This window comes from Pedobacter flavus (assembly GCF_036324285.1).
GTDB classification, from domain to species: Bacteria; Bacteroidota; Bacteroidia; order Sphingobacteriales; family Sphingobacteriaceae; genus Pedobacter; species Pedobacter flavus.
Genome location: NZ_JAZDQU010000002.1, coordinates 21,048 through 39,577, shown reverse-complemented (window position 1 = coordinate 39,577; position 18,530 = coordinate 21,048). Strand labels below are relative to the sequence as shown.

Here is an 18,530-nt window from a genome sequence, read left to right as displayed (position 1 = left end):
AACACTTCAAAAGTTACTTTTTACAGATCATTTTTTTAGATGAATAATGCCTTTTAAAAAACCAAGCATTACTATATCTTTAATTAATTCTAAAAAATGATTCACTTACCACCTCTTATTGCCGATTTAGGACTTATACTTGCCGCAGCAGCGATATTTACTTTAATTTTTAAAAAAATTAAACAACCTCTTGTATTGGGTTATATTGTAGCTGGTTTATTAGTAGGCCCACACATTGATATTCTACCTACTGTTGTAGATCAAAAAAGCATTACCATTTGGGCAGAAATTGGGGTAATATTTCTTCTGTTTAGTTTAGGACTAGAATTCAGTTTTAAAAAATTAGTTAAAGTAGGTGGCTCATCTTCTATTACTGCATTAGTGGAGATCATCGGTATGAGTATCCTAGGTTTTGCAGCCGGACAACTTATGGGTTGGAAAGTAATGGATAGTATTTTTCTCGGGGCAGTATTATCTGTTTCTTCTACAACCATTATTATCCGAGCATTTGATGAACTCGGTGTAAAACATAAAAAGTTTGCAGGACTGGTTTTTGGAGCCTTAATTGTGGAAGATTTAGCCGCCATATTAATTATGGTAATGCTTACAACCATAGCAGTAAGTCAGCAGTTTGCTGGTTTAGAAATGATTACCTCTATCCTAAAATTAAGCTTCTTTTTAATTCTTTGGTTTTTAGGCGGAATATTTATTATTCCTACATTTTTAAAGCTCACAAAAAAACTAATGAACGAAGAAACCTTATTGGTCGTTTCGTTGGCATTATGTTTAATTATGGTTTTATTGGCTGTAGAAGTTGGTTTTTCTCCTGCATTAGGCGCATTTATTATGGGTTCTATTTTGGCAGAAACTACTCAAGCAGAGAAGATAGAACACCTTACAAAATCAGTTAAAGACTTATTTGGAGTAGTATTCTTTGTTTCTGTAGGTATGCTAATAGATCCTAAAATTATACTCGAATACTGGAAACCAATATTAATTATAACCGGATTAACTATTGTAGGTAAACTCGTAACTACAGGTGGTGGAGCATTACTTTCTGGGCAACCTTTAAAAACTTCGGTTCAAACAGGCTTAAGTTTAACCCAAATTGGAGAGTTTTCGTTCATTATTGCTACACTCGGATTAACTTTAAACGTTACAAGTGGATTTCTATACCCCATAACCGTAGCTGTTTCTGCCATAACAACTTTTACAACGCCTTATCTTATTAAATATTCAGAACCATTTTATGAATTTCTAGTTAAAATTTTACCTAAAAAATGGCTGGATTCCTTAAGCAGGTATAGCTCAAGTACCGAAGGAATTACAAAACTAAGTGATTGGAAAATTTTATTAAAATCTTATATTTTTAATACCATTATTCACTCAGTAATAATAATTGCCATTGTAATTTTAACATCCGAATTCTTACAACCTTTTATATCTGAACATATCGATGGCAAACAAGGACTAATTATTAGTGTTATATTATCATTTTTATTAATGGCGCCATTTCTTTGGGCTTTATCTATCAGAAGAATTCAAAAGACTGCTTATGGTCATCTTTGGCTAAATAAAAAATATACCCGTGGCCCACTCATAGCAATGGAATTATTCAGAGTTTCTTTGGGTATTTTTTATGTTGGATTCTTAATGTACAAGTTTTTTGACACGTGGGTGGCATCAGGAATTGCACTTTTTCTAATAATTGGGGTGATGTTTGTCTTTTCTAGAAGACTTCAATTATTTTATGACAAACTCGAAAAGCGTTTCTTACTTAATTTAAATGCTCGAGAAATTAAAGAAAGTAAACCAGATATTCTTCCATGGGATACCCACTTAACTGAACTTATAGTTTCTCCAGAATCTGAAGTTGTAGGAAAAACTTTGGTTGAATTAATGTTCAGAGAAAAATTCGGAGTAAATATTGTCATGATAGAAAGAGGTAAAAGCATTATACCCACCCCAGGCCGAGAAGTAAGATTATTTCCAAATGATAAATTACTGTTAATTGGTACCGACGACCAATTGGCCTCTGTAAAAGCACTGCTTGAGGTAAATTATACTGAGGAAGAAAGTGAAAATATTTTCCCAGATAAAGATATGAACCTTCAAAAAATTGTGGTTCATGCTGATTCACCTGTCTACGGTAAAAGTATTAGAAATACTGGAATTAGAGAGCAAGCAAAAGCTTTAGTCGTAGGAATAGAACGTGGAGATGAGCGTATTTTAAATCCATCATCCGAATTTGTTTTTGACACTGGTGATGTAATTTGGGTAGTAGGTAATAAAAAGAGGATAAACGAATTAATCCAAATCCCAGTAAAATAAGCCTATTTTATAAAATAGATATAGATTAATTTCCCAATATGATACAAGGCTAATGCAAAAAATAAATAGGCAATAGCCTTGCTTATAATATAACTACTCAACTCAAATTTTTCTTGGATAAATTTCGCAAAATGAGCGAAACCATAAAGCGCTAAACCAGCTCCAATTCCAGAGCCCAAACTAAAGATAATGAGCGATAGATACGTTATCTCTATCCATTCGTGCGTTACTAAATAAGTGCCCACAAACAACCAAAAAGGAATTTGCATCGGATTTACTGCGCCCAAAAATGCCCCATATTTTATACTATCTTTATGACTGGTATCTGGCTTTGGCAATTTCTTTCTACTTCTAAACGTAATGATACCCAGTACGGTAAACATTAAGATCATTAGAAAATCGATGACATTTCCAAATTGAATTTCACTCTCTAACCAGCGTACAAACCGCATGATAGCAAATGTAAACAGTACTTCGACTGTAGAAAAAGCAATTATAAATGCATAAGCCTGCTTTATTCCTTTAGATATGGTGATTTGAACTACAGTTAAGTTTATATTTCCTGGCGGAATATAACCGATTGCATTTAAAACTACTCCAAGAAAAAATGTTAAAACCAACATCCTTTATTAACTTAAATGGGGTTTTAAAAATTGAGAAGTGTACCCTTTTCCCGACTTTGCTAATTCTTCTGGAGTTCCCTCAAATACAATTTCACCTCCTTTATTTCCTCCTTCAGGGCCAATATCAATTACCCAGTCCGCAGATTTAATCATCTCTACATTATGTTCTATTACCAAAATCGTATTTCCTTGCTCAATTAATGTGTTAAATGCCTTCAACAGTTTCAAAATATCGTGAAAATGTAATCCTGTTGTAGGCTCATCAAATATAAATAATGTTTTTTGAGTATGATTTCCCTTTATTAAAAACGAAGCCAATTTTATACGTTGCGCCTCTCCTCCCGATAAGGTATTGCTAGACTGCCCCAAATGCACATAACCTAATCCAACATCCAATAAAGGATTAAGTTTGGCTAAAATTTTAGGTTCATCCTTAAAAAACTCAACAGATTCCTCAATGGTAAGATCTAAAATATCAGAAACATTTTTACCCTTGTAAGTTACATCTAATACCTGTTGCTTAAATCTCTTTCCTTCGCAAGTTTCACATGGCAAAAATATATCCGCCATAAATTGCATTTCAATTTTAACTTCTCCTTCTCCCTGACAAACATCACATCTTCCTCCTTCAACATTAAAAGAAAATGCAGCTGGTTTCAATCCATTTGCTTTTGCAGCAGCTTGAGCAGAAAACAATGCTCTTATATCATCCCAGGCCTTAACATACGTAACAGGATTAGAACGCGACGATCTTCCAATAGGGTTTTGATCTACCATCTCCACCTGACTGACCAAGTCTATATTCCCTAAAATCTCGTCGAATGCTCCAGTTTGCTCGCCACTGTAATTTCCGATCGCTTTTTGCAAAGCAGGATACAATATCTTTTTTACCAAACTGGTTTTTCCTGAACCAGAAACACCGGTAACACAAGTAAATACACCTAAAGGAAACTTTACATCGATATTTTTTAAGTTATTCTCTCTTGCACCCTTAATAAAAATATGATCTTTCCATTTTCGTCTGCTCTGAGGCGTCTCAATTTTTAATCTTCCAGAAAGGTATGCGCCTGTTAAACTCTCTTTAGATTTTAATAAAGCATCAAAGCCGCCACTAAAAACTAATTGTCCACCATGCGTTCCCGCTTCAGGACCTATATCAATTATATAATCTGCCGCACGCATCATCTCCTCCTCATGTTCTACCACCAACACAGAATTCCCGACGTCGCGTAAAGCGGTTAAAACAGAAATTAACTTTTGGGTATCTCGGGGATGCAAACCAATACTCGGTTCGTCTAAAACATAAATAGAACCAACTAAACTACTACCTAAAGAAGTAGCTAAATTTATTCGTTGACTTTCTCCGCCTGATAAAGTATTAGACAACCTATTTAATGTTAGATAACCAAGGCCAACATTATTTAAAAACAAGATTCTATTTCTAATTTCTAACAATAATCTAGATGCAATCTTCTGTTGAGTGGGTGATAATTCCAAATTATCGAAAAAATCTAAACAACTAGATATTGGCATCAAAACAATATCGATTATACTTTTATCGTTTATTTTAACATAAGAAGCATCCTTGCGTAACCTAGATCCTTTACAATCCGGACAAACCGTTTTGCCTCTGTATCTAGATAACATCACGCGATACTGAATTTTATATGTTTGCTGCTCTAGTTCTACAAAAAACTCATCTAAGCCTGTAAAATATTTATTTCCCGTCCACAACAACCTTTGTTCACTTTCAGTAAGATCCTTAAATGGCCTGTGAATTGGGAAATCAAACTTATCAGCTGAGCGCAATAACCTGGTCAAATAATCACGCATTTTTTCACCACGCCATGGAGCAATAGCATTATCGTAAACACTTTTACTCTTATCAGGAATAACTAAATCTTCATCAATACCAATTACATTCCCATAACCTTCGCAACGCTTGCAAGCCCCGTATGGATTGTTAAAACTGAAAAAATTAGGCGTTGGCTCTTCATATCTTACCCCATCCGATTCAAACCTATCGCAGAAGTGAAAAGTAGAATCTTCCACATCAATATATAAATCGCCCTTACCTTCAAAAAATGCAAGTTGTACAGAATCTGCCAGCCTACTCAACGTTTCTTCATCGTCCGAAAAAACTATTCTATCTATCAAAATCTGCACTAAATTGTGCTCATTTAGCTCAAAATCTTTAAAATCCTTGTCTTCTAAAATATCTTCAATTTTAAAAATTTGATTATTATATTTTACTCGGATAAAGCCCTTTTGCAATAAAACAGCCAGTTCTTCCTTAATGGTTCTATTGTTATGAGGGAAAAGCGGACAATAAATTGTAGAAGTAACTCCATCACCCTTACTTTTCACAAAATCTACCACATTAGAAACTGTATCTTTTTTTACAACTTGATTGGTATCTGGCGTATAAGTAACCCCAATCCTAGCAAATAAAAGTTTTAAATAATCATAAATCTCGGTCGAAGTACCCACTGTAGAACGTGGGTTGGAGGTTATTACCTTTTGCTCTATTGCAATGGCAGGAGCTATTCCTTTTATATAATCTACATCTGGCTTATTCATACGCCCCATAAATTGGCGGGCATATGCCGATAAACTTTCTACATATCTACGCTGGCCTTCTGCGTATAATGTATCAAATGCCAGCGATGATTTTCCAGAACCCGACATTCCTGTTATTACTACCAATTTATTTTTGGGAATAGAAACATCAATATTTTTTAAATTATGGACTCTGGCCCCTTTAATCAATATATTTTTATGTGGATCTTGATCGGAAATTTTATTCATCTAAAACCTGGCTAAATTCTACGCTAAATTAAGCTGTTAAGTTGATAATAAGTTTTTTTTTGTGTCAGAATATTAAAAATTTAAAATATTTAACATTTAATAAGTTGGATATATACTTTAAAAATCTTTAATTTGGTTTTAATACACACAATAATTCAAACCAATTTTATAAAAGACAGGAGATTAGCTATCGATAGAAACTTTTACTAATTATTTTTCTAATCAAAAAATTTAGTATAGGAATTCCTATGAAACTAACCGCTATTAACGATCAAGAATTGGTAATTAATTACCTCAATGGGAATGAATTTGCCCTTGAAGAATTACTAAAACGACATAAATCTAGAATCTATACCTCTATTTATTTATTGGTAAAAGACACTTACCTGGCCGAAGATATTTTTCAGGAAGCCTTTATAAAGGTTATAAGAACACTAAAATCTGGCAGATATAACGAAGAAGGTAAATTTTTACCTTGGGTATTACGTATCGCTCATAATTTAGTTATAGACCATTTTAGAAAGGAAAAAAGAAATCCTATTATTACCGGTTCTGATGGGACAGATATCCTTAACTACATCCAACTACACGAAGAAAGTATTGAAGATCAATTGTTAAGAACTCAACAAAATAACGAGTTAAGGGCTTTAATACATCTTTTACCTGATGATCAGAAAGAAGTTTTAATTATGCGCCATTATGGCGATTTAAGCTTTAAAGACATTGCAGATATTACAGGCGTAAGCATAAATACCGCATTGGGAAGAATGAGATATGCTTTAACTAACCTAAGAAAGATGATGAAAATAAAAGAATCTAACAACATGATTAAGAAATAATTAAGCGACAGGTACTTTTATTTTACAGAATTTTATTTTTTTACAGAATAATAAAATAAATGAATTAAATGTTCGTTTTATTCTAACATTAATAAGTAAAATAAAAGGCTTATGATAAAAACCTCTACAAACAATTTATTAATCGAACAAGAAGAAACTTTGGACCCAGACCCAATTCAGGATCAATTATTTTTCGAGTCGATTAAAAAACCATTAAACCGACTTATGCGAAATCCATCTGATGAAACCATCGAGAAAATATTGGATTTTAGTAAAAAATCGGACTAAAATTTGAAGAAGCTTTTACAAAATGTAAAGGCTTCTTTTGCTTTTAAAACCTATCTTTAGGGATGCGAAAAAAAGACCGATTTTCCTTTTTTGTAGAACATTTCTCAAAGACACAACCATTTGCTGAAACCGAATTACATTACAATAATCCTTTTGAATTATTAATCGCAGTAATTTTATCTGCACAATGTACAGACAAGCGTATAAATCAAGTAACACCCGCTTTATTTCAAAGATTTCCTACACCAGAAAGTTTAGCAGAAGTTAGTTCAGATATAGTATTCGATTATATAAGAACAGTAAGCTATCCAAATAATAAGGCAAAACATTTGGTTGGTATGGCAAATATGCTGGTCAATAACTTTAACAGTAAAGTACCTGAACAAATAAACGACTTACAAAAACTACCTGGAGTAGGTAGAAAAACAGCTAATGTAATTGCCTCAGTAGTATATAACGCTCCTGCTATGGCTGTAGATACACATGTATTTAGAGTAAGTAGAAGGATTGGATTAAGTGATGGTAAAACACCATTAGCTGTAGAAAAAGATCTGGTTAAATACATACCCGAACATTATGTACATGTAGCTCATCATTGGTTAATTTTGCATGGGCGATATGTTTGCGTTGCCCGTTCTCCAAAATGTGATATTTGCCATTTAACTAGTATTTGTAAGTTTTACAACAAGCTTCAATTGACAAAAACTAAATCAATTAGTAATAAAAAATAAAAACACTTGTATAATTAAAAACATATTGTATATTTGCTAAAAATATTAGTATATTATTTAGCCGATCATAAAAAATTATTTAGCATATGAATCCAAACGTAGAGAAATTAAAAGCACTTCAGTTAACATTAGATAAACTAGAAAAATCGTATGGTAAAGGTACCATTATGAAACTAGGTGATAATGCAGTTGAAAAGATTGAAGCCATATCAACAGGTTCAATTAGTTTAGATATTGCATTAGGTATTGGTGGGGTTCCAAAGGGAAGAATTATTGAAATCTACGGACCAGAATCGTCTGGTAAAACTACTTTAGCAACGCATATCATAGCAGAAGCACAAAAAGCAGGTGGCATGGCTGCAATTATAGATGCTGAGCATGCTTTCGATAAATTTTATGCTAAAAAATTAGGTGTAGATACAGATAATCTATTAATTTCTCAACCTGATAATGGAGAACAAGCTTTAGAAATTGCTGATAATTTAATTCGTTCTGGCGCGATAGATGTAATTGTGATCGACTCAGTAGCTGCTTTAGTACCAAAAGCTGAGATTGAAGGAGAAATGGGCGATAGCAGAATGGGGCTTCAAGCAAGATTAATGAGCCAGGCGCTAAGAAAATTAACAGGTACAATTGCTAAAACAGGATGTTGCTGTATTTTCATTAACCAATTGAGAGAGAAAATTGGAGTGATGTTTGGAAATCCAGAAACTACAACTGGTGGAAATGCTTTAAAATTCTATGCTTCTGTTCGTTTAGATATTCGTAGAACATCGCAAATTAAGGATACAGATGAAGTTTCAGGAAACAGAGTTAAAGTTAAAATCGTAAAAAATAAAGTTGCCCCTCCTTTTAGAATTGCTGAATTTGATATTATGTTTGGCGAAGGAATTTCTAAGAACGGTGAAATTATAGATTTGGGAGTTGACTTTAATATCATTAAAAAAGCTGGCTCTTGGTTCTCTTACGGAGATACTAAATTAGGTCAAGGTAGAGATGCGGTAAAACAATTGTTAACTGATAATCCAGAATTAGCAGATGAAATAGAAGCAAAAATACGAGCTGAAGTTACCGGCGAGAAATTAGAAGAGTTAACGAGCGGAGAATAATCGTTATAACTTATTTTATATAAAAATGCCCCTAAGTTGTTAAATCAAATTAGGGGCATTTCATTTATTATTTTTTATCCTTTTGATGCAAATTTTCTGGTAATCTAAAATTACTATCGTACTTAATAATCACAAAAGAAGCAGCAATTATTCCCAAGGCTAGTAAAATTAATCCAAAATAAGATCTCTTCCTATCTTGTTTTACTACCCAAATTAAAAAAGCAACCAATGGAATAACCATTAATCCCATAAAAACATAACTCATTGTTCCCATAAAAAATCTACATTAAAATTCCATTCTTGCTGCAGGTGTAATAGTTTGATCTACAAAATCCCCTGCAAGATACTTATAATAACCAGTTATAGCAACCATAGCCGCATTGTCAGTACAATGCTCAAAAGCCGGAATATATACTTCCCAACCTTCTACTGCAGCCATAGAATTTAATCCATCTCGTAAACCAGAATTTGCAGAAACGCCACCTGCAATTGCGATTTCTTTAATATTATACTGATCAGCTGCCTTCTTTAGTTTATTTAAAAGGATATTCACGATATTATGTTGAACTGATGCACATAAATCATTTAAATTCTCCGTGATAAAATTCGGATTTTTAGCAATTTCTGATTTCAAAAAATATAAAATTGAAGTCTTAAACCCTGAAAAACTAAAATTTAACCCATCAATTTTTGGAACAGCAAATTTAAATTTTAGTAGATCCCCTTCTTTGGCAAATTTATCTATCATAGGCCCGCCTGGATAAGGTAAATCCAAAATTTTCGCTGTTTTATCAAATGCCTCACCCGCAGCATCATCTATGGTCTCGCCAATTATTTCCATACTATTGAAATCCTTTACCAAAACCAATTGCGTATGTCCACCCGAAACAGTTAAACATATAAAAGGAAAAGTAGGATTCTTTTCACCAATAAAGTGGGCTAAAATATGCGCATGCATGTGATTTACAGCTATCAATGGCAAATCTTGAGCCAAGGCAAATGCCTTTGCAAATGAAACACCAACTAATAAAGAGCCTAATAATCCAGGACCTCTAGTAAATGCTACTGCATCAATGTCTTTTTTATTAACTTTGGAATCAGATAATGCCTGTTCAACAGCCGGAACAATATTTTGTTGATGAACTCTGGAAGCTAATTCCGGAATTACACCACCATAATTTTGATGAATTGTTTGATTTGCAATTACATTGGCAGTAATTTTGCCGTTATTACAAATAGAAACAGAGGTTTCATCACAGGATGATTCAATTGCGAGGATAATACTCATAGTAAATTAAAGATACAAAATTATTAAAAAACTATTTAAAATATTCATTTGGGCGGTATTAACTGTGATTCTAGTATTCACAGTTATAATATTTTCATTACAGTTTAAATCTGTACAAACTTACGCTGCAAAAAAAGCTGCCGCATACCTTTCCAAAGAATTAAACACCACGATATCTATAAAAAGTCTTTACATAAAACCTTTCAAATCTATAGTATTAGAAGATTTGTTGGTACTTGATCTTGACAAAGATACACTATTAAATACCCCTAAGTTTCTTGTCGACATAAATCAATTCTCTCTTAAAAAAAGAATTCTTGATGTAAATACCGTACAAATAAATAATGGCAATATTTATCTGAAGACAAATAAAGACAATACCAGCAACTTAGATTTTATTATCAATTATTTTGATTCTGGTAGTCCTAAAAAACCCAAAAAAACAAAAGAACCTTTTAAAATTGAATTTGATAGGGTTATTTTAAATAATTTAAATTTTAAATACAAAAACTTCAAATTTCCAGATACCATAATGTCTGGCATAAACTTCGAAGATGTAGAACTAACTAATCTAAATGGAATTTTTGAAGGATTAGACACCAAAGATCATCTGGTAAAAACTCAAATCAAAAATTTAAGTTTCAGAGAAAAAAGTGGATTTATTTTAAGAAATCTTACTGCCGCTACAACCATAGATTCGAATGCAATAGAATTAAAAAACCTTACACTTGAAACCAATAAAAGTAAACTTGGTGATTATGTGAAGCTGAGTTTTAAATCATTTAAAGATTTTAAGGATTACATACATAAAGTTAGAATGAAGGTTAATTTTAAATCTTCATATTTAGCTTCTTCAGATATTGCATTCTTTGCATCAGATTTATCTAAAATGAAACTAGATATTGATATAGATGGTGCAGTTTCTGGAACTGTAGATGATATTAAGGCCCGAAAAATCTCCATTAAAGCTGGAAAAGCAACCTATATTAAAGGAGATCTTGCCTTAAAAGGTTTACCTGTTATCAGTGAAACTTTCATTGATATGAAAATTGAAATGGCAGGAACCAACAAACAAGATTTAGATGAAATTTTGGGAAATACAACTGGCAGCAATATTAAAGTTATACCTGATATCGTTTCTAAATTTGGTGATGTAAACTTTAACGGTAATTTCACTGGTTTTCAAAACGATTTTGTTGCATTTGGTGAATTTAAAACCAAGTTAGGTCGTTTGGTTTCCGATGTTAACATGAAAATTGATAAGAATGGCGTTCCTTCTTATACCGGAAATGTTAAAACTTTTGATTTTGATATCGGCTCATTGATAGACGAACCATTATTGAATAGAATTACATCTACACTAAATATAAAAGGCAGAGGAATAGAACTTAATTCATTATATGAGTCTTTAGAAGGTAATGTTAATTATTTAGACTTTAACGGATATAGATATACAAATGTTAAAGTCGACGGCATATTTGAAAAGAAAAATTTCAATGGAAATTTAGACATCAATGATCCAAATGTCAAATTAAACTTTACAGGTGGCGTTAATTTAAATCCCGAATTACCTGTTTTTAACTTCAAGGCTAATGTTAGAGGAGCTAAACTTAAAACCCTGCAAGTTTATAAAGATTCTTTAATGGTTGATGCCGATCTAAGTGCCAACTTCTCAGGAAAAAACTTAAATAATATTCAGGGAGATTTTTTATTATCCAAAGTTAAACTTACCAATTTAAGAGGAAGTTATACGGTAGATAGCGTACAGTTAAAAGCTACTGGAATCGGAATTGATCGTAACCTAAATATAAAATCAGATATTTTAGATGCGAGTATAACCGGACAATACGATTTAAATACTATTGCTAATTATTATCAAGCCATAGCTAAAACTTATGTACCTTCTATTAAGGTTAAAAATGCCCAACACAATACCCAAATTTTCCAATTCAACCTTAGGGTTAAAAAGTTTGAGCCCATTGCAGAGCTCATAGATCCATCATTATCTATACCAGAACAAGCTTTACTGATAGGCAATTTCGACTCCAGAAATAATACAGCCACCCTAAACGGTTTTATTAAAAAGTTGAAATACGACAATATTACAGCAAACGATATAATTATTGACGAAAGTACTACACCTACGGAACTACAAGCCGTTATTACATCAGGTCAAATTTTGCTCAATGACAGCTTGTTTTTAAAAGACCTCAACATTTCCAATATAATACGGAATGATAGCTTAGCACTCAACGTTAAACTTTCAAATATTGATGAAAACAATCAATTAGACTTAAACGGATTGGTGGAGTTTGGCGACATCTATAAAATTAGTATTCTCCCTTCTATTGTAAAAATTAATAGCGAAGAATGGAAAATACAAGACAAAGTCCAGATTAATTTTAATGAAGGAAAAACCGAAATTAATAATTTCGAACTAAGTAATGGGCCTCAAATGCTCACCCTTAATGGAATTTTATCGGCCGATAAATCCGATTTATTAAAAGTTGGATTTAAAAATTTCAATTTACTAACCGCTAACCCATTTACGCGAAATTTTGGGGTAATATTGGCTGGTAACCTCAACGGAAATACTTCTATTTATGGAGTATTTAAATCGCCCAAAATAAGTGACAATATCACAATAGATTCATTAGTTTTAAACAATAATCTCATTGGAAATTTAAGAGATACCTCTTCTTACAATGGAGAATTAAAACATATTAATATCTATACCAAAGTAGAAAACTTTGGAAAGGAATCATTAAGCGCAACGGGTTTAGTTGATTTAGCTACAAAACAGCTTGATGTGGATATTGATTTAGACCGAAGTAAACTTGCTATTATTGAACCCTTCTTAAATAACTTGGTATCTAATTTAAAAGGTGAATTAAGTGCTGATTTAAAGGTTACAGGCCCGTTCGAAAAACCAGATATTGATGGTAGTATATCATTCGACAAAGGTCAGCTCACCGTTAATTACTTAAAAACACCTATTACCTTAAATGATAAATTAAGTGTAGAAAACAGTATAATTAAATTAGATGGTGTAAGACTAGTAGACCCTGATGGTCATTATGCAATTGCTAATGGATTAGTTGATTTAAACAATATAAACGACCCCTATATTGATGCAGAGCTTGAAGCTGATAATTTTATGGCTTTAAACACAACATCTAGAGATAACTCTATTTATTTTGGAAAAGCGTACGCTACGGGAAGATTTACATTTCGCGGACCAACCAGCGCAATGGATATAGACATCAATGCCAAAACTGAAAAAGGAACCGTATTTAACCTTCCATTAAATAGCTCTGAAACTGTTTCAGAAAAAGACTTTATCAGATTTGTAAGTAAAGATTCCCTTCAGAATGTTAAAAAGCAGACTTTTGAAGGGTTGACCCTAAATTTCAAATTATTAATTGATCCAAATACCACCGCAAACATTTATACAGTAATCGGAAATTTGAGCGGAAGAGGTAATGCAGAATTAGAACTAAACATTAATAGTTTAGGTGATTTTGAAATGAAAGGAGATTATATAATTGAAAGCGGAAACTTTGATTTTACAGCGCAAGAAGTAATAAACAAACGATTTACTATTCGTCAAGGTGGAACCATCCGCTGGACGGGCGACCCAACTGGTGCACAAATAAATTTAAAGGCTATTTATGCTTTAAGAGCAAATCTCACCGATTTATATACAGCTGCCAACAGAGAAGCTACAACAAATGCCAATGCATCACTTTTAACAGAAGTTGAAATGGGCTTATCGGGTTCACTATTACAACCCGACATAAAACTAGACATTTTCTTCCCTGCCAACCCCGCTGTAAAGGAAGAATTTCAAGTTTATTTTAGCGACCAACAAAACAGAGAAGTCCAGGCTGTAAGTTTAATTGTTAGAAGAAGTTTTGCTCCTGGAACAGGGAAAGAAGCTATTGGTAAACAATTAACTTCAGGAATAGAAAATACTGCGCAAGAATTGTTTTTTAATCAATTTAACAATATCCTATCTTCACTAAACTTAAACTTCGTTGATATTAATGTACGCTCATTTAGTGAGGCCAATGCTACTTTTAACTTCTTTAACGATAGGATTGTAATTAATGCAGGTATTGTTGACAACAGAACAACTAATAGTTTCACGCCACTTGATTTAAACAGTAAAGCAATTGGTAGAGAAGTAGAGATTTTAGGTTTAATTAAGAAAGATGGTACCTTAGTTGGCAAACTTGCCAATAAGCCGCCTACCCAACAGAATATATTTGCTAATCCCGGAATAGATCAAAATGCGAATGTTACTTCATTCGGAATAATTTACACCCAACAGTTTGATAATTTCAAGGAGTTCCTGGATAAAATATCGGGCAAGTATAAAAAAGATCAGCGAAGAAAATTAACGGATCCCATAGTTCCGAGGTTAGTACCAACAATTTCTCCAACAGAGCTTAAAAAACAAAAACCGAAATAAATTTCGGTTTTTGTAATCATTTTATCCTTTCATAATCTGGTGTCCCATTTTATCTCGCTTTGTTTTAAGATAAAATTCGTTGTGTTGATTACTTTCTATTTCTATCGGAATATTTTCCACTACTTCTAAATTATAGCCAATTAGACCCGCTCTTTTTGTAGGATTATTAGACATCAAGCGCATCTTTCTAACACCTAGGGCTCTAATTATTTGTGCTCCAACACCATAATCTCTCTCATCACTTTTAAATCCAAGCTCTAAATTGGCTTCTACTGTATCAAAACCTTCATCTTGTAAATTATAAGATTTCAGCTTATTAATCAATCCAATGCCTCTACCCTCTTGATTCATATATACTATTAATCCTTTGCCCTCCTTTTGAATCATCTCCATAGATTTATGTAACTGTGGACCACAATCGCAACGGCATGAACCAAAAATATCACCTGTAACACATGAACTATGTACCCTAACCAAAATAGGTTCGTTTTCTTCCCATGTACCTTTAAAAATCGCCAAATGAGTCGCTTTATTATTTACTTGAGTAAAAGCAGTCATTTTAAAATCTCCCCATTCTGTTGGCAGATTAACGGTTACTTCTTCCTTAATTAAAGATTCTTTTTCTAACCTATAGGCTATTAAATCCTTAATGGATACAATTTTAAGATTATGTAGTTTAGCTATCTCAATTAGATCTGGAAGACGAGCCATTTCTCCATCTTCTTTAAGAATTTCAACCAATACACCTGCTGGCTGTAATCCGGCTAAACGAGCCAAATCTACAGTAGCTTCGGTATGTCCAGCTCTTCTCAAAACACCTCCCTCTTGAGCTCTTAACGGGAAAATATGACCAGGTCTACCTAAATCAGCTGGTAAAGTTGCTGGATTAGTTAAAGCCATAACCGTTTTAGATCTATCGGATGCCGAAATACCTGTAGTACATCCATGACCAATTAAATCAATAGATACCGTAAAATTAGTTTCATGAACCGCTGTATTGTTTCCAACCATTAAATTCAAGTCTAATTCCTTACATCTTTCAGCTGTTAAAGAGGCACAAATTAATCCTCTTCCATGAGTAGCCATAAAGTTTATAACCTCTGGAGTTGCATATTCTGCCGCAGCAACAAAATCACCTTCATTTTCGCGATCTTCATCGTCAACCACAATTACAACTTTCCCAACTTTTATATCTTCAATTGCATCAGCAATTTTATTCAATTCGATTTGCATTTTTTTATCTAGATAAGATGGTGCAAAGGTACACAACCACTTTTAAAATATTGAATTACATCATCATTACAACGTAACGATTGTAAATTAATCCTTCTTTTTAAATTTACTTACTATTAATTGTTTGTAATAATCTATATCAAATAAAGCTGAGTCGACACTTGCTTTATAAGTTAAGAATGCGCCAACGGGCGATAAAATAATGGCAGCTAACCACATACCCAACCCAACACTTAATCCACCATCCATAATAGATTTTTCAGAAACTGTTATAATGATATGATAAATCAGGAAAAATAAAACAGAAATTACCACAGGTAAGCCCAAACCGCCTTTTCTAATAATTGCACCCAACGGAGCACCAATAAAGAAAAGCACCAAACAGGAAACCGATAAAGTATATTTTCGCTGATATTCAATCTTTGTTTTTAGAATATCTTTCATCCTTAAATCGAAATCCGTTAATTGATTAAGCACAACTTGTCTAACACTTGAAGCCTGCTGGTAGGCATTCTGCGCAATTGCAAATCGTTGATTTTTTGGAAGCTCCGTTATAATATTATCTTTAAACTCTATTGTTTTGGAAGGAATTTTCGAATAACCTTTAGCGATAGTTGTTTGTTTATAATAACTCTCAACATTTACTTTGTTAGCTTTTACAACGCTATCTAATTCCTTGGTTAAAGAATCTCGCTTCTTTTCAAGTCCTTTAAGGTTGAGCATTTCAGTAACATTAGCGAATGATTCCTCGTTTGAACGGCTCATCTGAAAACTTGAAAAATCAAAATTTTGCTCCGTTTCTGCAAACCTCATTCTGGAGAAAACCTGACGAGGATCATAACCCGACCTACCATTGCTTTCTTCGTACCGAATGCCATTAATTAGCTTTAAAATCAAATAATTGCCATCATCGGTTTTATACATCTTCCCCTTTTCGGCCATTATAATCCTAGAAATTCCATTATTTACAGAATGATCATAAATCATAATCCCAAACAATGAATCTGCCTTTTCATCTTTACGATCAATTTTAATAGCATAATTTGGAATACTGGTATTAAAAACACCTTCCTTTATTAAAAATGAAAGCTTTTTATTCCTTACGTCGTAAAGAAGTGACCCATATTTCTGAGTGGCTTTAGGTAAAATATAATCTGAAAAGAAAAAGGAAGAAACCGAAATGGCAAGAATTAAAATAAAAAGAGGAATCATAGCCGTCCTCAGAGAGATTCCTGCTGATTTTATGGCTACCAATTCGTAATTTTCTCCTAATGATCCAAAGGTCATAATAGAAGAAAGTAAAATTGAAAGTGGTAATGCCATCGCAACATTTGTTGCCGACGAATAGAACATCAGTTCTAAAATAACATACCATTCAAACCCTTTACCAATAATATCATCGGCATACTTAAATAAAAAAAACATCAACAGGATAAACATCACCACCAAAAAAGTGACGATAAATGGCCTGATAAAAGCATTTATAATAAGTAAATGAATCTTTTTCAACACTCAAAGTTAAGAAAAAGAAGCCAAACAGAACTGAATTTGAAGTTTATGAAATATAAATTTTTAGTAAAATACTATCCGCCACCCAATACACTCATTAAATAGTCGATTTGGTTATCCCAAATTGAAATTCTTTCAGATAAAGTTTCTGGGGTAGCAAAATCGGTGATATTGAGTGCAACATCGTTGGTTAGCTCATCCTGAACGATTTCCATCTCAAAAAAGTACTGCGGATCGTCGTCTACCCATTTAAATCTTACCAATTTATTTTCTTTAAGCGAAACCAGTTTCGCTTTTTGAGTTTCTCCATCCCAAGTAAAAGTAAAAACTTGGTCTCTTACGTTTACATCATCTGCAAACCACTGTGCTAAACCATTAGGCTCGCTTATAAAGCTAAATAGAATACGTGGAGATGATCTCAAAGCGTATTCTAAATTAAATTTTTTCTTTTCTGACATTATTCCTTTGCTCTTATTCCAACCGCCATATCGAACGATTTATTCCTAAAGAAAGTGAATTAAATCTAAATTTGCAACTCTTTGTAAATCTGATAGAAAACCAGTTTATAATATGGTATAAAAAGACGATTTTTTGTGAGAATAATAAATTATCAACGAAATAGCAGTTTTAATAAAAAACTTCAAATAAGAGATTTTAAGTAAAAAACTATTAATTATTATCATGAAGGTTTTTTAAAATCTAAATCTTATTTCTATATTTGCAACTCCAAAAAAAGGCGGGGTAGCTCAGATGGTTAGAGCGCAGGATTCATAACCCTGAGGTCGGCAGTTCGATTCTGCTCCCCGCTACTAAAAATCATCCCTTTTGTTTAATTACTTGAGGGATTTTTTTATGTATACAGTTTATGTACTTTACTCTTCTAAGTTTAAAAAAATTTATATAGGATATACAAGCAACTTGCAACAAAGGTTATTATCTCATAATCTAATTGCAAATAAAGGATATACTACTAAATTCAGACCATGGAATGTGATTTACACTGAGATATTCGATCTTAAAAATTTGGCTATTATCAGGGAAAAACAATTAAAAACAGCTAAAGGGAGATTATTTATTTGGGAACTTATTAATTCTAAGTAAATAATAGACCCATTAATATTGTAAATTTAAGACATGAGCGCAGGATTCATATCCGCCAGCTGGCGGACTGCAGTTCGATTCTGCTCCCCGCTACTAAAAATCATCCCTTTTGTTTAATTACTTGAGGGATTTTTTTATGTATACAGTTTATGTACTTTACTCTTCTAAGTTTAAAAAAATTTATATAGGATATACA

Annotated in this window: 13 protein-coding genes, 1 tRNA gene and 1 pseudogene; 8 read left to right on the top strand and 7 right to left on the bottom strand. The window is 32.8% G+C overall.

Translation table 11 applies throughout. From position 1 onward, the window contains the following. The first annotated feature begins 96 nt into the window (after positions 1-96). Entirely contained in the window at positions 97-2,331 is a 2,235-nt protein-coding gene (locus VRU49_RS06085; RefSeq protein ID WP_330145910.1) for a monovalent cation:proton antiporter family protein, read from the top strand. A gap of 2 nt (positions 2,332-2,333) precedes the next feature. Here the strand turns inward: VRU49_RS06085 and VRU49_RS06080 are convergent, their stop codons facing one another. Then, positions 2,334-2,954 (bottom strand): LysE family transporter, encoded by a 621-nt coding sequence (locus VRU49_RS06080; protein WP_330145909.1) that lies wholly within the window; start codon positions 2,952-2,954, stop codon positions 2,334-2,336. Between the two features lie 6 nt (positions 2,955-2,960). Next, positions 2,961-5,762: an excinuclease ABC subunit UvrA gene (gene uvrA, locus VRU49_RS06075; protein ID WP_330145908.1), complete on the bottom strand. Its 2,802-nt coding sequence runs from the start codon at positions 5,760-5,762 to the stop codon at positions 2,961-2,963. A 248-nt stretch (positions 5,763-6,010) separates the two neighbouring features. Here uvrA and VRU49_RS06070 point away from each other — a divergent pair, with 248 nt between their 5' ends. From VRU49_RS06070 to recA, 4 genes and pseudogenes are all read left to right on the top strand, one after another. Further along, positions 6,011-6,601, top strand: a complete 591-nt coding sequence (locus tag VRU49_RS06070) for an RNA polymerase sigma factor (RefSeq protein ID WP_330145907.1) — start codon at positions 6,011-6,013, stop codon at positions 6,599-6,601. 111 nt (positions 6,602-6,712) lie between these two features. After that, positions 6,713-6,889 carry a hypothetical protein gene (locus VRU49_RS06065; protein WP_330145906.1) on the top strand — a complete coding sequence of 59 codons (177 nt, stop codon included), beginning with the start codon at positions 6,713-6,715 and terminating at the stop codon, positions 6,887-6,889. A 62-nt stretch (positions 6,890-6,951) separates the two neighbouring features. Continuing rightward, positions 6,952-7,476, top strand: a pseudogene (locus VRU49_RS06060) (endonuclease III domain-containing protein); the annotation flags it as partial. Between the two features lie 230 nt (positions 7,477-7,706). Further along, the gene (recA, locus tag VRU49_RS06055; RefSeq protein ID WP_330145904.1) at positions 7,707-8,729 is read left to right on the top strand and encodes a recombinase RecA; all 1,023 of its coding nucleotides are present in this window, start codon (positions 7,707-7,709) and stop codon (positions 8,727-8,729) included. Between the two features lie 67 nt (positions 8,730-8,796). Here recA and VRU49_RS06050 read toward each other — a convergent pair whose 3' ends face one another. Both VRU49_RS06050 and tsaD read right to left on the bottom strand, forming a co-directional pair. Continuing rightward, complete coding sequence (locus tag VRU49_RS06050; protein WP_330145903.1) at positions 8,797-9,003, bottom strand: hypothetical protein; 207 nt, start codon at positions 9,001-9,003, stop codon at positions 8,797-8,799. A gap of 12 nt (positions 9,004-9,015) precedes the next feature. Then, on the bottom strand, positions 9,016-10,017 hold the full coding sequence (gene tsaD / locus VRU49_RS06045; protein WP_330145902.1) for a tRNA (adenosine(37)-N6)-threonylcarbamoyltransferase complex transferase subunit TsaD: 1,002 nt from the start codon (positions 10,015-10,017) through the stop codon (positions 9,016-9,018). 64 nt (positions 10,018-10,081) lie between these two features. Between tsaD and VRU49_RS06040 the strand changes: the two genes are divergently transcribed. After that, positions 10,082-14,491 carry a translocation/assembly module TamB domain-containing protein gene (locus VRU49_RS06040; protein WP_330145901.1) on the top strand — a complete coding sequence of 1,470 codons (4,410 nt, stop codon included), beginning with the start codon at positions 10,082-10,084 and terminating at the stop codon, positions 14,489-14,491. 21 nt (positions 14,492-14,512) lie between these two features. On the opposite strand, the gene VRU49_RS06035 is transcribed toward VRU49_RS06040, so the two are convergent. The 3 genes from VRU49_RS06035 to VRU49_RS06025 all read right to left on the bottom strand — a co-directional run bounded on the left by VRU49_RS06035 (position 14,513) and on the right by VRU49_RS06025 (position 17,691). Continuing rightward, positions 14,513-15,724, bottom strand: a complete 1,212-nt coding sequence (locus tag VRU49_RS06035; protein ID WP_330145900.1) for a bifunctional 3,4-dihydroxy-2-butanone-4-phosphate synthase/GTP cyclohydrolase II — start codon at positions 15,722-15,724, stop codon at positions 14,513-14,515. 87 nt (positions 15,725-15,811) lie between these two features. Further along, on the bottom strand, positions 15,812-17,233 hold the full coding sequence (locus VRU49_RS06030; protein WP_330145899.1) for an LptF/LptG family permease: 1,422 nt from the start codon (positions 17,231-17,233) through the stop codon (positions 15,812-15,814). A gap of 74 nt (positions 17,234-17,307) precedes the next feature. Continuing rightward, positions 17,308-17,691, bottom strand: a complete 384-nt coding sequence (locus tag VRU49_RS06025; protein ID WP_330145898.1) for an START-like domain-containing protein — start codon at positions 17,689-17,691, stop codon at positions 17,308-17,310. Between the two features lie 277 nt (positions 17,692-17,968). Between VRU49_RS06025 and VRU49_RS06020 the strand changes: the two genes are divergently transcribed. After that, positions 17,969-18,042 (top strand) — tRNA-Met (locus VRU49_RS06020). 43 nt (positions 18,043-18,085) lie between these two features. Beyond that, positions 18,086-18,334: a GIY-YIG nuclease family protein gene (locus VRU49_RS06015; protein ID WP_330145897.1), complete on the top strand. Its 249-nt coding sequence runs from the start codon at positions 18,086-18,088 to the stop codon at positions 18,332-18,334. Positions 18,335-18,530: the final 196 nt, after the last annotated feature.